General features: G+C 66.1%; 15 protein-coding genes and 1 tRNA gene. 7 read left to right on the plus strand and 9 right to left on the minus strand.

Annotated features, from left to right (window positions below; translation table 11 throughout):
- Nucleotides 1-40 precede the first annotated feature (40 nt).
- Nucleotides 41-1,237, plus strand: a complete 1,197-nt coding sequence (locus tag Q1U94_RS11490; protein ID WP_300544723.1) for a DUF418 domain-containing protein — start codon at nucleotides 41-43, stop codon at nucleotides 1,235-1,237.
- On the opposite strand, the gene pgeF is transcribed toward Q1U94_RS11490, so the two are convergent.
- The 8 genes from pgeF to Q1U94_RS11530 all read right to left on the minus strand — a co-directional run bounded on the left by pgeF (nucleotide 1,234) and on the right by Q1U94_RS11530 (nucleotide 8,632).
- Nucleotides 1,234-2,019 (minus strand): peptidoglycan editing factor PgeF, encoded by a 786-nt coding sequence (gene pgeF, locus Q1U94_RS11495; RefSeq protein WP_300544726.1) that lies wholly within the window; start codon nucleotides 2,017-2,019, stop codon nucleotides 1,234-1,236. The two genes, Q1U94_RS11490 and pgeF, sit on opposite strands and share 4 nt — an antisense overlap.
- Nucleotides 2,016-3,452, minus strand: a complete 1,437-nt coding sequence (locus Q1U94_RS11500) for a protein adenylyltransferase SelO family protein (RefSeq protein WP_300544729.1) — start codon at nucleotides 3,450-3,452, stop codon at nucleotides 2,016-2,018. Before Q1U94_RS11500 ends, pgeF begins: the two co-directional genes overlap by 4 nt.
- Before the next feature lie 40 nt (nucleotides 3,453-3,492).
- Nucleotides 3,493-4,419, minus strand: a complete 927-nt coding sequence (locus Q1U94_RS11505; RefSeq protein WP_300544731.1) for an alpha/beta hydrolase — start codon at nucleotides 4,417-4,419, stop codon at nucleotides 3,493-3,495.
- Nucleotides 4,420-4,533: 114 nt separating this feature from the next.
- The gene (locus Q1U94_RS11510; protein WP_300544733.1) at nucleotides 4,534-4,758 is read right to left on the minus strand and encodes a hypothetical protein; all 225 of its coding nucleotides are present in this window, start codon (nucleotides 4,756-4,758) and stop codon (nucleotides 4,534-4,536) included.
- A gap of 124 nt (nucleotides 4,759-4,882) precedes the next feature.
- On the minus strand, nucleotides 4,883-5,488 hold the full coding sequence (locus Q1U94_RS11515; protein WP_300544735.1) for a DUF924 family protein: 606 nt from the start codon (nucleotides 5,486-5,488) through the stop codon (nucleotides 4,883-4,885).
- Nucleotides 5,485-7,278 (minus strand): long-chain-acyl-CoA synthetase, encoded by a 1,794-nt coding sequence (locus Q1U94_RS11520; RefSeq protein WP_300544738.1) that lies wholly within the window; start codon nucleotides 7,276-7,278, stop codon nucleotides 5,485-5,487. The genes Q1U94_RS11515 and Q1U94_RS11520 overlap by 4 nt, the downstream gene beginning before the upstream one ends.
- 118 nt (nucleotides 7,279-7,396) lie before the next feature.
- The gene (locus tag Q1U94_RS11525; protein ID WP_300544740.1) at nucleotides 7,397-8,287 is read right to left on the minus strand and encodes a DUF417 family protein; all 891 of its coding nucleotides are present in this window, start codon (nucleotides 8,285-8,287) and stop codon (nucleotides 7,397-7,399) included.
- A gap of 260 nt (nucleotides 8,288-8,547) precedes the next feature.
- Nucleotides 8,548-8,632, minus strand: a tRNA-Leu gene (locus Q1U94_RS11530).
- A gap of 151 nt (nucleotides 8,633-8,783) precedes the next feature.
- On the opposite strand from Q1U94_RS11530, the gene Q1U94_RS11535 reads away from it, so the two are divergent.
- From Q1U94_RS11535 to Q1U94_RS11545, 3 genes are all read left to right on the plus strand, one after another.
- Nucleotides 8,784-9,401, plus strand: a complete 618-nt coding sequence (locus tag Q1U94_RS11535; RefSeq protein ID WP_300544743.1) for an exopolysaccharide biosynthesis protein — start codon at nucleotides 8,784-8,786, stop codon at nucleotides 9,399-9,401.
- An 85-nt stretch (nucleotides 9,402-9,486) separates the two neighbouring features.
- Nucleotides 9,487-10,005, plus strand: a complete 519-nt coding sequence (locus Q1U94_RS11540; RefSeq protein ID WP_300544746.1) for a disulfide bond formation protein B — start codon at nucleotides 9,487-9,489, stop codon at nucleotides 10,003-10,005.
- The gene (locus Q1U94_RS11545; RefSeq protein ID WP_300544749.1) at nucleotides 10,002-10,574 is read left to right on the plus strand and encodes a demethoxyubiquinone hydroxylase family protein; all 573 of its coding nucleotides are present in this window, start codon (nucleotides 10,002-10,004) and stop codon (nucleotides 10,572-10,574) included. Before Q1U94_RS11540 ends, Q1U94_RS11545 begins: the two co-directional genes overlap by 4 nt.
- 28 nt (nucleotides 10,575-10,602) lie before the next feature.
- On the opposite strand, the gene Q1U94_RS11550 is transcribed toward Q1U94_RS11545, so the two are convergent.
- Nucleotides 10,603-12,057: a HAMP domain-containing sensor histidine kinase gene (locus Q1U94_RS11550; RefSeq protein WP_300544752.1), complete on the minus strand. Its 1,455-nt coding sequence runs from the start codon at nucleotides 12,055-12,057 to the stop codon at nucleotides 10,603-10,605.
- 144 nt (nucleotides 12,058-12,201) lie between these two features.
- Here Q1U94_RS11550 and rpmH point away from each other — a divergent pair, with 144 nt between their 5' ends.
- Genes rpmH through yidC form a run of 3 tightly spaced genes read left to right on the plus strand, consistent with a single transcriptional unit; the run spans nucleotide 12,202 to nucleotide 14,534 of the window.
- Nucleotides 12,202-12,336, plus strand: coding sequence for a 50S ribosomal protein L34 (gene rpmH / locus Q1U94_RS11555; protein ID WP_271186404.1), 135 nt, complete (start codon nucleotides 12,202-12,204; stop codon nucleotides 12,334-12,336).
- Nucleotides 12,337-12,341: 5 nt separating this feature from the next.
- Nucleotides 12,342-12,731, plus strand: coding sequence for a ribonuclease P protein component (rnpA, locus tag Q1U94_RS11560; protein ID WP_300544756.1), 390 nt, complete (start codon nucleotides 12,342-12,344; stop codon nucleotides 12,729-12,731).
- Between the two features lie 15 nt (nucleotides 12,732-12,746).
- Entirely contained in the window at nucleotides 12,747-14,534 is a 1,788-nt protein-coding gene (gene yidC / locus Q1U94_RS11565) for a membrane protein insertase YidC (RefSeq protein ID WP_300544758.1), read from the plus strand.
- The last annotated feature ends 24 nt before the right edge of the window (nucleotides 14,535-14,558 follow it).

Consider the following 14,558-nt stretch of genomic DNA (forward strand, 5'->3'; position numbering starts at 1 on the left):
CTTGCTCTCCTCTCAGGCGAATCCCGACTGGAGACACACCATGACCCCGCTTGCTGCTGCCAATTCCAACCGGCTCGATCATCTCGACGTGTTGCGCGGGCTGGCCGTTCTGGGCCTGTTGTTCGCGCGCTTTCCCACCAAGGGCGGGTCGCCCATTGCGCTGGAGCATCCGGACATTCTGGGCTGGTCGCTGGGCGAACAGGCGGTCTGGCTGGCCAATTCGGTGATGGTTGACGATGCGATGCGCGGCCTCTTCGCGCTGCTCTTCGGTGTCTCGTTGTGGATGATGACCGGGCCGCGCGACGGCCGTCCGCTTGTGCCGTCCTGGTCCAGCTATCTCGTGCGCACGGCCGGGCTGTTCGCCTTCGGCCTGGGTTTCCATGTGGTCCTGCTCGCGGAAGCTTCCGACATCCTGCACGTCTATGCTCTCGCCGGCATTGTCGCGCTGGTGGTCTCGCGGCTGGACGCGCGTCTTCTGGTGCTGGGCGGTATCGGGGGGTTTGCGCTGCTGGCCGCGCATGACGCCATGGGCGATATCTCCACGACGCCCGTCACCGAAGCCATGATCGCCCATGCCGCGTCGGAACAGGCCGCCGGCTATCTCGACCATGTCCGCCAGTCGGTCGCCAATTTCACGGCCTGGAGCCTGTCGACGGGGATCGTGTGGAAATGTCTGGAGGCGGGCAGCTATATGCTGCTGGGCCTTGGCCTCTACCGCATGGGCGCCTTCTCGGCGTGGTCGTCCGCCCGCCTGAAGGCGATGCTCGTTGCCGGCTATACCGTCGGTATTGCGGTGTGCGGCGGGATCGCCGTCATCCTGGCCGCCGGCGGGTTCGCCGAGATGGTCAAAGCCCATTTTCTCACCACGCTGGGCAAGCCCTTCATCGTGCTGGGCCACACCGCCGCGATCATGCTGATGATGCGTGCAAAGGCACCGCGCCGAGTGCTGATGGCAACGCTCGCGCCGGCCGGGCGGATGGCGCTGACCCTCTATCTGGCCGGCTCGGCGATGATGCTCTTCGCGTTCACCGGGGCCGGTTTCGAACTGGGCCCGTTCGACCGCTACGGCATCGCAGGCATGGCCGTACTGGGCTCTCTGGCGCTGATCGCAACGGCCCGGATCTGGCTGTCGCTCTTCCGCCGGGGCCCGTTCGAATGGGCGCTTCGGAGGTGGACCCAGACCGGCCAGGGCCTGCTCGGCCGCGTGCGGCCCGCTCGGGCGCTGAGCAGCGCCTAGGCGATCAGTCCGATCACGCCGCCCTGGCCGCCGAACACGCCGCTCTCGCCCCTATGGTGGGCGCGGCGGGCGGAGAAGAGGCGGACCTCCTCGGCATAGGTGCACAGCGGCGAGCATTCGATCGCCGTCTCCGGCACACCGGCCATCACCAGCTGGCGGCGGCAGGCCTCGCCGACATCCAGCTGGGCCCCGCCCTCGGGATCGCGTGGCGAGACCACGCCGCGCGTATTGCCCAGCGCTGTCTCGAACTCGGCCACCACTTCCGGGCCGACCCGGTAGTTCGCCGCGGAAATCGACGGGCCGATGGCCGCCACGAGGTCCGCCGGACGCGTGCCATAGGCCTGTATCATGGCCTCAACCGTGGCCGCGGCAATGTTCAACACCGTGCCGCGCCAGCCGGAATGGATGGCCGCGACCGCGCCGCGCCCCCGATCGTGCAGCAGGATCGGCGTACAGTCGGCCGTCTGGCAGACCAGGCCCAGGCCGGGACGGTCGGTGATCAGGGCATCGGCTTCGCCGGCCGGCTGGTCCCCGCGGGGCGGACCGTCGACACGGATGACGTTGCGGCCATGCACCTGGGTGGCGAAGACCAGATGATCCAGCCCCAGCGCCCGGCGCAACCGCTCGCGGTTTTCCGCCACATTCGCCGGGTGGTCGCCGCGGGAACGGGTGACGTTGAGCGAGGCATAGGGGCCTTCGCTGACCCCGCCGGCACGTGTGGTGAAGGCATGGACGAGACCGGGTGCCTCCAGCCCGTCCATGCGAATCAGATCGAGCGTCATGACAAGAAGCCTAGCCGGTCCCGGCCGAGATCATAAGCCTCGCCCGCCTCCCGCACGCGCCCTATCAGCGTCTCGAAACCGGACCAGTCGTCACGCTCGGCGATCGCGTCCCAGGTCGCTTCCACCACATCGATGGTCATCGCGACGGGATCGGGCCGTGTGAAACAGGCATGATCCAGCCGGTCCGGACGGATGCTGTCATGGGCCTCCATCTCCCCTTGCCAGGCCTGGAAGACCTCGCCGTCATAGGACGCCGCGCGGGGTCCGGCCATGGCGCGCGCGGCCGAGGCCCGACCGCCGAACCAGTCAAAAATGACAGCCTCCCAGGGCAGTTGCGAGGCTTCCATGAAGGCCAGGAAAGCCCGCACCAGACGCTCATCGGCATCGCGTCCCGCTGAAGCGAGGCCGAACCGGGCGAGGAAGGCATCCAGAAGGGCGATGCGATAGACGGCGGGGAAAGTGTTCAGCGCAGCCTCGAGCGACAGCCGGTCGCCGGCCTCCGCCAATGCGCCGGCAAACTGCTGCAGGGCCCAGAACACGGCTTCGGGCTGACGGGCGAAGCAATAAAGGCCCGTCTGGTCGAAATAGGCCGCCGTGAAGCCCGGTTCGTAATGCGGCAGGAAGCGCCAGGGCCCGTAGTCGAAACTCTCCCCGGTGACATTGATATTGTCGGTGTTGAGCACGCCGTGCACGAAACCGGCCGCCATCCAGCCGGCGGCCATGCGGGCATTGGCCTCAATCACCTTTTCCAGCAGGGCGGCGGGGCGGTCGTCGGCCGTTTCCAGTTCGGGATAATAGAGTGCGATGACATGGTCGATCAGCGCCTCGATCCGCGCGCGTGAATGTTCGAAGGCGTGGCGCTGGAAAGTGCCCAGGCGGACATGGGAATGGCCCAGCCGGGTCAGCACCGCCGACCGGGTCGGCGACGGCTCGTCATTGCGGGCAAGCTGCTCGCCGGTCTCGAAGACGGCGAAGGCCTTGGAGGTGTAGACCCCCAGCGCTTCCAGCATTTCCGCCGCCAGCACTTCGCGCACCGCGCCCTTGAGGGTCAGACGGCCGTCCCCGCCCCGCGACCAGGGGGTCTGACCGGACCCCTTTGTGGCCAGGTCCAGCAGCCGGTCCTGGCTGTCACGCAATTGGGCGAAGAGAAAGCCCCGGCCGTCGCCCAGCTCGGGATTGTATGTGCGAAACTGGTGGCCGTGATAGCGCATGGCGCGCGGCTGTGGCTGGTTGTCCGGCAGGGGATCGAAAGCGTGGAAATGCGCCCTTTTTGCCACCTCATCCAGCCTGTCGAGCCCGATCTCGTGCGCCCAGCGCCCGTTCCAGAAACGCAGCTCGGCCCCGGGAAAGGCCGCGGGTTCGACCGGATCGGAGAATGCCTCGCCCAGGGCGGCAAAACGGGGGTCGGGCCTGTAGGCCGGGGTAAAGGTCATGTCTTCGAGCTAAGACCTTCGCGGCCCTATTGCAAACACATCACCCGCGCAGCCCGTCGCCCAGCGCCAGTGCCGCCTGGTCGACCAGGGCCTTCGTGCCCGGCAGGACGGCGGTGAGATTGAAGTAGCCGTGCGGCAAGGCCTTGCCGAGCGTGTACCCGGTGGGGGTTCCCAGGGCCAGAAGACGGTCACGATAGGCCGCGCCTTCATCCAGCAGCGGATCCAGCTCGGCGGCAAAAATATGCGCCCGGGGCAGACCGGCCAGATTATTTTCGAACAGCGGGGAGACGCGCGGATCCCCGGCCTGTTCCATGTCGGTGAGATAGGCGCGGGCAATCTGGTCGAGGGTGAAGGCAGCGAGGAGATGGCCTTCGAGAGCTTTCAGCCGGGGTTTTCGCCGTTCGACCAGTTGCAGGAGCGGATAGATCAGGAGCTGGAAGCGGATCTGGCGGCGCCGGGTCTGGGCGAGCATGGCGGCGAGACCGCCACCGGCCGAATCGCCTGCCACAGCGAGCCGCGCCGGATTGGCGCCCGTCACCTCCGCCCCCTCGCCGGCAAGCCAGTCGAAGGCCGCCTGGGCGTCCTCGACTGCGGCGGGAAAAGTGTGTTCCGGAGCGAGGCGGTAGTCGATGGCCAGCACCCGCACGCCGCCATGGGCGGCCAGGCGGCGGCACAGCCTGTCATGGGTTTCCAGATCGCCGATGACATAGCCGCCACCGTGCAGAAAAAGCGTTGTGGGCGCGGGACTTGCCGAGCCAAAGGGCGTGTAGAGCCGGGCCGGGATCTCGCCCGCCGGACCGGGGATGGCCAGATCCTCCACGCGTTCCAGCGCCGGCGGTTTGACATCCATGAACGGCGTCGCGTCGCGCAGGGCCTTGCGCATGCGCGGTGCGGCGCGCGCCGGTTCGAACGGGTCGTCGATCCCGAATCTGGAGAGGGTCTGGGGCCAGCCTGTCGTGTCCATCATGCGGAGTTAGCACAGCGCCATGACGGTGCAACTGCAACGAAGCCGGAATGGCATATTTCTGCGGATACAGGCGCACCGCGATACGGATGCGACGCTGCCGGACCCGCACCGGGATCAATGCACCGTGATATCGCCGTCGCGCTGCAAGCGGCCCGCCAAGGCGTCCTCCATCACCGAGCGCAGCGCCCGCCAGGCATCCGCGCTTTCCGGCTGGCCCTGACCGTCCAGATCGCTCACCGCCTCATCGGCATAGCCGATCGCCTGGGCGCCGTGCAGATCGACCATGGTCCAGGCGATCTGGCGAATGTCTTCGACGGTGATGTGAACGCGAGGGGTCATGCGGGCGAGCTCCTGAATGGCGGTGTCTGCCCGCTTCAGGAGCAAGGGCGGGGCCAATCGGGGATCGCAATAAACAATAATTATTTCAATTGATTAAGCCAAAACACAGGCTCAGCCGCACCGGTCAGCCCTGCCCTCCGGACGATTTTGCCGAGTCGTTCCGACCGGGTGCATAGCCACCATTGACCAGATACTCGACCTCGAAAGGCGTGGAAGCCCGGCCCAGCGCTTCATTGCGATAGGGGAAGCGGCCGAAACGCTCGATCACTTCGCGGTGCTTGACGGCATGGTGCAGGGTGCCCTCACCGTCAAGCCTCTCGCGGGCCAGTTCGATGCAGCGGTCCTGATCGGCCAGGTCCTCGGAATGCATGAACGGCATATAGACGAAAGCGCGGCGACCCTCGGACACCGCCCAGTCGAACCCGCGCTCGATCATCCGGCCGGCCAGATCGCGCGCCAGCGGGTCGAATTCGAATGCCTTGCCGGAACCGCGCCAGACATTGCGGGGGAACTGGTCGAAAAGGAGGATCAGCGCCAGCGCCCCTTCGGCCGTCTCGCACCAGGGGTGCCCGCCCTGACGGAAAACGGCTGCCTCGCGCTCGATGGTCTTGCCGAAACGGCGGCGCATCTGCGCGTCGAACGCGGCGGAGACGCGATACCATTTTTCCGGCCCTGCCTCCTCGAACCAGAAGGCGAGAATCTCGTCGGCGGTGGGTCTTGGCCGGTTCATACCCGAATATCGCCTGCCTGGATGGCGGCGTAAAGTTCCGGCGTGAGCGGTACATAGCGGCCTTCGCCGGGATGATCGAACCAGATCGGATCCCCGATCGCGGACGGGTCGAAACCCTGTTTGACCAGATCGACCTTGCGGAACTTGAACGTGCCTGTGGTGTCGGTCTGGCGCTGCAGGCGCAAAAAGAGCGGCCGGGCATACGCCGGCAAGCTGTCATGCACATGAGCGCGCAGCATGTCGAGATCGAGCGCCGTGTCGTTGGCGACCAGCGCCGCCATGCCGGCCCGCCCGGGATAGCCCGCCACTTCGACACCATAGACATTGGCCTGTTCGACCCCGTCCACGGCCAGCGCCTCGGCGACCTCGCCCGTGGCGACATTTTCGGACTTCCAGCGGAAGGTGTCGCCGACCCGGTCGACGAAATAATAATGTCCCAGCTTGTCCCGGGTCATCAGATCGCCCGTGCGGAACCAGGCATCGCCCGCCTCGAACACGTCGCGCAGGATTTTCTTTTCGGTGTCCTCGCGGCTGCCATAGCCGTCGAACCGGAAACGCGCATCGTTCGGATCGATCCGGCCGATCGCCTCGCCGACCTCGCCGGGCCGGCAGGCGACACAGAAACCGTCCGGGCCGCGCACCGGCACTTCCGCCTCCATGTCGAACTTCACCAGGTCGATATTGAAGCGGTGCTTGAGATAACCGGGCACGCGGCCGACGGCACCGGGTTGATTGGAGGCGTTGACCAGACCGACATTGCCCTCTGTGGAGCCGTAGAATTCGATGATGTCGGGCACGTGGAAACGGGCCTGGAAGGCCTCCCAGACATCCCGGCGCATGCCGTTGCCGATGGCACAGCGGATCGTGTGGTGCTTTTCGTCCCCGGTTTCCGGCGAATTGATCAGGAAGCGGCACAGTTCGCCGACATACATGAACATGGTCGCCTTGAAGCGGCGGGCATCGGACCAGAAATTCGAGGCGGAAAAGCGCGGCCTGATGATCAGCGCGCCGCCGAAGGACAGCGCACAACCCACGCCGCACAGACCGCCGGTGGCATGATAGAGCGGCAGGACCATCATCATCCGGTCGGTTTCACTGGACTTGGACGCCACGGCGAAGACATTGAGATAGTAGAGCGCACGGATATGCGTCATCAGCGCCGCCTTGGGCAGGCCGGTGGTGCCGCTGGTGAACATTTTCAGCACGGGGTCTTCCGGTTTCACCCCGGCGCGCACGGAGAGACCGGGACGCGCATCGGAATATTCCGCCAGCGCAGCAGCGAAATCGCCGGCATCCTCGAACGCTCCGTCCAGCACCCAGACACCCATGTCGGACAAGCCGCATTCGCGGGCACTGGCAAAGGCCCCGGCCAGCTCGCCCTCGACGATAACCTGCCGGGTCTCTCCGATATTGAGGCAGTGCGCCAGCGAGCTTCCGGAAAGCTGATTGTTGATCAGGGAGGTCACGATGCCGGCCTTGGACAGGCCGAACCAGATGGCGATGTATTCCCAGCGATTGGTCATGAACAGGGCCACGGTGTCGCCGGGCTTCAGCCCCTGCGCCATCGCCCAATGCGCGACACGGTTCGCACAGGCATCGAAGGCCCGGTAGGAAATCTCGCCCTGATCCAGCAGCGCCATGGGCCGGTCGGGAAACCGGTCGACCGTGTTTTCGATGTGATCGGGCACACGCACGCCGGAGCCCGAGCCGACCTTTTTCACTTCGCGCAGCACGCGAAGCATGCCGGTCACGTAGTCGAACTCGCGCTTGATCGCGGCGAACAGGCCCATTCAATTTCCTCCCGATTGCCGCGGAACACTAGGTAGGGGGCGGAACCGGTCAAGCAAACGCGGTCCCGGCCACGGAAAGTGTGATCCGTGTTTCAGAACATGACCGGCAAAATCCGCGTCAACGTCCGCGGCGCGTACCTTCGCGGCCGGTCTCCGCCAACAGCGCCAGGCATACTGCCAGCAAGGGCAGATCCTTGAGCAGGAAATGCCCCGAACGCGCCAGTGCGGGGAAACCGCCCGCATCGCCGGCCCAGGCCCCGTCAAAGGTGACGAGGAAGGACAGGGTGAGCATGAAGGTGATCGCGGCCAGATGGAGGCCGATACGGTACAGGTGGGAAGAGAACCAATAGCCGGCGAGTGCGGCGACGGTCACCAGTTCGATGACGCCTATAACATGGGACGTGCCCTGGATGCCCAGCAGGGGCGGCATCCAGGAAAAGGCAAGATGCGTGGTGACCAAGGGGTCGATCCCCGCGGCCTCGGACGCGGTGAACTTCATCGCCCCGATCCAGCCCAGCACCAGGACCAGCCCGGCCCACATCACGATCTGGCTCCACAGACGCATCCCCGAATGGCGGTTGGAGAACATGCGCGAATTGTCGAAACTGGCGGCCCAGAAGACCAGGCCCAGCATCGCCAGATACTTGATGATGCCCTGGCCCGATCCGATCGCCGGAAAGCCGCCCTCGGCCTCCAGCCAGACCGGATTGGTGAACATCAGGGTCAGGGCAAGCGCCGCGTAGAGACCGAACATGGCCAGGCCGATGCGCCGGAAACTGCCCGAAGGCAGGGGCGCGCCGATCAGAACGCCGGCCACCAGCTGGTAGATGCCCAGGGTCCGCGCCGCCGAACTGGCCTGGTCCGACAGTCCGGACAGGAAAGCATGGCCGGCGATCCAACTCTCCACGGTCGACGTTCCCACGGACGTGAAATTCATCGCGGCGAACCAGATGAACATCACGGCCAGCGCGAACCGCGAGAAGATCAATGCATTCCCCGGTGACAGCAAGACCGGCCTCCCTCGACTGACCCCTCCAGCCTGCCGGCATGGAGGCTAGCACCCCGCCCCGCGGCTGACGAGGCCGGGTTCAGCGGGCCGGAAAAATTCTTCGGGAGAAAACCTGAAGATGTCCGTCGCCGCCTGTCGGACAACGAAGCATGGTGCGGCCTGCTGCCCCCAGCCTTGAGCGCGCTCCATGTGAGCATGGACCCCGACACCGAGACCGGCGACGGGCCCGGGTCGAGCGGAGCGGGAACTAAGGAAAGAAATGGTGCCCCTGGCCCGACTCGAACGGGCACTTCCGAAGAAAACGGATTTTGAATCCGTCGCGTCTACCAATTCCGCCACAGGGGCCCGGTGCGGGGTCGCGGCGCCGGGCCGCGAGCGGTGGCGCAAGCTGCCCATGAAGCGGGGGCAAGTCAACATCCTAATCCGCTCGACGGGCACGCCTGTCATGGCTAGGCTCGCGGCGCTTGTCCGCCGGTGTGAAAGACCCGTTCTCCCGATGACCGAAACCGCTGCCTCGCGAGGCCTGATCGGCGCCCTTGAAGCCATCGCCGCCGACGCCCCGGACGAGGGCATTTCCCTGGGCGAATTCGTCGACGCGCTGGGCGAGCGCGCCTTCGGCGTCATCCTGTTTGCCATGGCCCTGCCGGTCTCGATCCCGTTTCTCTACGGCGTACCCCAGATCATGTCGCTGCCGATGATGGCACTTTCGGTGCAGATGGCGCTCGGCCATGACGAGCCCTGGCTGCCGGCGCGCTTCAAGTCGCGGCCCGTCTCCAAGGCCGCGCTGACGCGGATGGCGCGCGGCGGGCGCAAATGGTTCGGCTGGCTGGAAGCGCTGGCGCGGCCGCGCCTGCTGATCCTTTCCGGCCCGTCGGCCGAGCGGATCGTGGGCGGCATTTTCATGCTGTTCTGCGCGTCGATCATGGTGCCGCTGCCCGCCACCAACACCACCCCGGGCATCGCGCTGGCCATTGCGGCACTGGGCCTTCTCACCCGCGACGGCCTGCTGATCCTGGCCGGCCTGGTGCTGGGCACCGTCTGGATCACGCTCTTGTTGCTTTTAGGATCGGCCCTGGTCGATGTAATCAGGGATTTCATACAGTCCGTCCTGTGAGCACTATTTTGTGTGCGCATTGGACGCAGTGCCGACGGCCGGGAAATCCGGAAGATATCCGCCAAGATTTGCGAGTTGTAGCGACATGACCCCGATCCTCACCCAATTTCCCCTCACCCGCTGGCCCCTCCTGATTGCGGGCGTGTCGCTGGCACTGCTGCTGGGGGCGTGGGGTTTCCAGTATATCGGCCATTACGACCCCTGCGCCCTGTGTTTTGACCAGCGCTATATCCATATGGCGGTGATCGGCCTGGGCCTGGCCTCCGGCGGCCTGCTGATCGTGCGCCCGGGCCTGGCCCGCCTTGCTCCCTTCATGGTGCTGATCATGGCGGCAGTGCTGATCTATTCGGCCGGTTTCGCCTTCTGGCATGCCGGGATCGAATACAAATGGTGGGACGGGCCTGAGACCTGCACAACCTCGGGCGGCGGCTCCTTCTCGGTGGCCGACGTTCTCGCCACGCTGGATGGCAACAGGCCGGTCGTGATGTGCGACGAGGCCTCCTGGACGCTGCTGGGCATTTCCATGGCGGGATACAACGCACTGATTTCGGCCGGCATGGCGCTGGTCTCGATCTATGTCGGTCTGAGGGGCCTGCGCCAATGAGTCCCGCCGGGCGCACGCGTCCGCCCCTGCCGGGCAAACGCCGGGATGCGCTCCGCATCGATCAGATGGTGCGCGTCGACCATGCCGGCGAGTACGGCGCCGTGGCGATCTATCAGGGCCAGCGCGCCGTCTTCGGCACGCTGCCGCACAAGGCCCGCATCGCCGCCCAGCTGGAAGAGATGGAGGCCGACGAACAGCATCATCTCGATGCCTTCGACCAGCTGATCTTCGAACGCAATACCCGGCCCACCGCCCTGGCCCCGGTCTGGGATGTCGCCGGACATGCGCTGGGGGCGGTCACCGCGCTGATGGGGGAGAGGGCCGCCCATGCCTGCACGGAGGCGGTGGAAACCGTGATCGAGCGGCACTATGCCGGCCAGGTGGAGGAGCTCCGCGCCATGGGCGAGGACACGCTGGCCGATCAGTTCGACAAATTCCGTGAGGAAGAAGTCGCCCACCGCGACCTTGCAGTCGAAGAAGGCGCGAAAGACGCGCCGGGCTACGCCCTGCTGTCCGCAGCGATCAAGGCCGGATGCAGACTGGCGATCAAGGTGAGCGAGCGTATCTAGGGCGTCTTCGCGATAGCGGGGAGGAAATTCAGCCTCCCATTGCAGGCAGCCGCACGGCGAATACCGTTCCGGCCTCCCCGGTTTCCAGCAGGTCCACATCGCCGCCATGGCCGCGGGCCAGTTCGCGGGCGATGGACAGGCCCAGGCCGGTGCCGCCCTTGCGGGCGGAGCCGGAAAAGGGCTGGAAGAGTTTCTCGCGCGCCCGCACCGGCACGCCGGGGCCGGTGTCGCGGATCTCGATAACCGCCATGCCGTCTTCGATCCGCGCCTGCGCCGACAGCGTCTTGTTGCCATCGTCCGCCCGCAGCGCCTGGACGGCATTGCGGCACAAATTCAGGAGAATGCGATGGGCCTGGTCGGGGTCGGCGTCGAGCACGAGATCGTCCGGCACGGCATTGGTCCAGGCGATATCGCCATCGATCCCGGCATCGGTCACCACCTCGTCCAGAAGCGCCCTGGCGGCGACAGGCCGGCGCGCCGGCGGCCCCTCCTCCGCCCGGCCGAATTCCAGCGTTGCCTCGCACAGGCGGATACCGCGATCGACGGCGCGGACCAGGCGTTCGCCCATGCCGCGCACACGCTCATCGCTCTCCGTCGCCAGGCGGTCGGAAACCAGGTGGGCACTGGCGAGCACATTGCGAAGATCGTGATTGATCTTGGCCACCGCCCCGCCCAGCGCGGCCAGGCGTTCGCGCTGATGCAGGGCCTGGCGGATATCGGCCTGCATGCGCGCCAGCTCCGCCTCGGCCCGGCCGATCTCGTTGCGGGCGCCGGAGGGATGGATGATACGGGCGGGATCGTCCGGATCGCGGCGGAAGCGCACCATCGCCCCGGCCAGCCGCCGCATCGGCCGGACGAACAGGTAAAAGAGTGCGGCATAGATGACGGCGCCGGCCAGGATCGCACCTATCCCCGCATAAAGAAGCAGGCGGCGTGAAAAGTCGTGCACGGCCGCCTGCAGCGGGGCTTCGCGGACGATGACATCGATCGTCTCGCCCGGAGCGCCCATGGGTTCGGCGCGGATGCGCAGCAAACGCCCCGGCGGAGCGAACAGCACATCCACCGTGTCGGCGATATGGGTCATCCAGCTCGCCTTGCGCAGATCGCTGTCCACCAGCTGCGCCTCGATCGGGCCGGAATAGAGCACGAGTTCGTTCATGCCCTCGCGTACGCGGGAGACCGCGACCGCATCGGCCCCCATCAGCAGCGCCCGCACCTCGTCCTCGCCGAGCGCGCCGCCGGGCGCGACATCGGCCGCGAGCGCGGCCAGGTGGGCGGCCTCGGCCCGGTCGCTCATCCATTGCAGGCGGAAACTGGCCGTGGCAGGGAAATAGACCAGGGCGAGGCCCGCGAAGATCAGCCCCATGGTGACCAGCAGCAATTGCCCCGGAAGACTGTCCACCAGCGTCCCGATGCCGGGGCGGGGCGGCAGGGCGTCCTCCGCCTGCGCGGCGGGCAAATCGGTGTCGGGTTCTTGGACCATGGGCGTTGACGCCGAATAGCTTACGCCTCAGGGTCCGGCAAGCGGCGGGATGGCCCTGATCAAATGCGGCCGCAGCCCTTGACGCGCGCGATACAGCCGCGTATTAGCCGCCGCTCTCGAATTGAACGCCGATGGAGCGCGACCGTGAAACGCACATTTCAACCGTCCAAGCTCGTCCGCAAGCGTCGGCACGGTTTCCGTGCGCGCATGGCGACGAAAAACGGCCGTCAGGTTCTGGCTCGCCGCCGGGCCAAGGGTCGCAAGCGGCTGTCCGCCTAAATCAGATGAACACGCAGCCGCTGGCCGTCAAACGGCTGAAAAAGCGGCGCGAATTTCTGTTCGTCGCCAAAGGCAAGAAAGCCGTCCGGTCGAGCGTCGTGATCCAGGCGCGAAGACGGGACGGCTCTTCTCGTTTGGAGCCTCATATCGGGATCGGCTTCACCGCCACCCGCAAGGTCGGCGGCGCGGTGGTCCGCAATCGCTGCAAACGCCGTTTGCGCGAGACCGCTCGACTGCTAGTCCCCCTCCACGGACAGTCCGGGTTTGACTATGTATTCATCGCGCGCGCGGCCACGGCCGAAAAGGAGTGGTCGCGTCTGATGGGGGATGTCAAAAGCGCATTGGTGAGCCTCGCCGAAGACGGGGCCCCGGGCAACGACGCAAAACAAGCCTGAGAGGCCGACGTTTTCATGGGCGACGATCAACGCAATCTATTCATCGCGCTGGGCCTGATCCTGGCGATCATGCTGGGTTACGAATTTTTCTTCCTGCGTCCGGCGCAGGAAGCACGCGAAGCGGAGCGCCAGGCCGCGCTGGAAGAGGCTGGCGAGATCGCCGATCCCGACCTGCCCGCCGCCACGGCCGAGCCCGCCGCCCCCGCCTTTGAAAGCCGTGACGAGGCCCTGGGCGATGCCCGGCGCGTCGAGATCGACGGTCCGGCCGTGATCGGCTCGCTCTCTCTGACCGGCGCGCGTTTCGACGATATCCGCCTGGTCCGTCATTCCGAGACCGTCGATGACGACACGCCTGTCGCTCTGCTCAACCCGATCGGCACGGAACACGTCTTCTATGCCCGCGACGGCTGGCAATCGGCCACGCCCGGCTTTTCCGACCTGCCGGGCGGCTCGACGCAATGGGAGCTGGTCTCGGGCAACAGGCTGACACCGGACACACCCGTCGTGCTGGCGCACGAGACCGCGTCGGGCCTGCGCTTCGAACGCACCATCTCGGTCGACGAGAATTATCTCTTCACCCTCACCGACACGGTCACCAACAATTCCGGCCAGGAAGTCGAACTGTCGCGCTACGGCCTGGTGCGCCATGAAGGCATGCCGGAAAACCCGACCAACAATATCGCCGTGTTCGAAGGCGCCCTGGCGGTTGTCGACGGCACGCTTGTACAGCGCAAGTTCAACAAGCTGGAAGACGGCGAAGGCGCCGAGGAGAGCGGCACCGGCGGCTGGGTCGGCATCACCCAGCGCTACTGGATGGCCGCCGCCATCCCCGACCAGGACCGCGCCTTCACTGCCCGCTTCCGCACCATCGACCGGGCCGGTATCGACGCCTTCGAGGCCAGCTATGTGGAACAGGCCATCGCCGTTGCACCGGGCGCCAGCCTGAGCTCGACCACGCACATCTTCGCCGGCGCCAAGGAGCTGGACGTGCTGCAGGCGGTGCAGAACGATGTCGGCATCGAGCGGTTCGACATGGCCATCAACTGGGGCTGGCTGTGGTTCCTTGCGCGGCCCTTCGTGTGGCTGCTGCACATCCTGGAAGGCGTCACCGGGCATTTCGGCATGGCCATCCTGGCGCTGACCCTTCTGATCAAGATCCTGATGTACCCGCTGGCCAACCGCGCCTACGCCTCGATGGCGAAAATGAAGGCGGTGCAACCGAAAATGCAGGAGATCAAGGAGCGTTACGCCGCCGACCAGCAGAAGCAGCAGCAGGCGCTGATGGAGCTCTACCGCAAGGAGAAGATCAATCCGCTGGCCGGCTGTCTGCCTATCCTGCCGCAAATCCCGATCTTCTTCGCGCTCTACCAGACCCTGTTCAACGCGATCGAAATGCGCCATGCGCCCTTCTTCGGCTGGATCCGCGACCTCTCGGCCGCCGACCCGACGAATGTGTGGAACCTGTTCGGCCTGATCCCCTACGATCCCTCGGGCATCTGGCTGATCGGCGGTGTTCTGGGCATCGGCGCCTGGCCGATCATCATGGGCCTGACCATGGCCGCCCAGCAGGCGCTGAACCCGCCGCCGCCTGACCCGATGCAGGCGCGCATCTTCGCTTTCCTGCCGGTCATCTTCACCTTCGTGCTGGCGCCGTTCGCGGCCGGCCTGGTGATCTACTGGGCCTGGAACAACTTCCTCTCGGTGCTGCAGCAGTACGTGATCATGCGCCGCCACGGCAATGAGACCCAGCTGGACAAGCTGATCGCCCACCTGCGCAAGAAGATCGCAGGAGGCGGGTCCTGACCGACAACGGCGCGGACGAGCTCG

The organism is Maricaulis sp., assembly GCF_030149515.1.
GTDB lineage: Bacteria > Pseudomonadota > Alphaproteobacteria > Caulobacterales > Maricaulaceae > Maricaulis.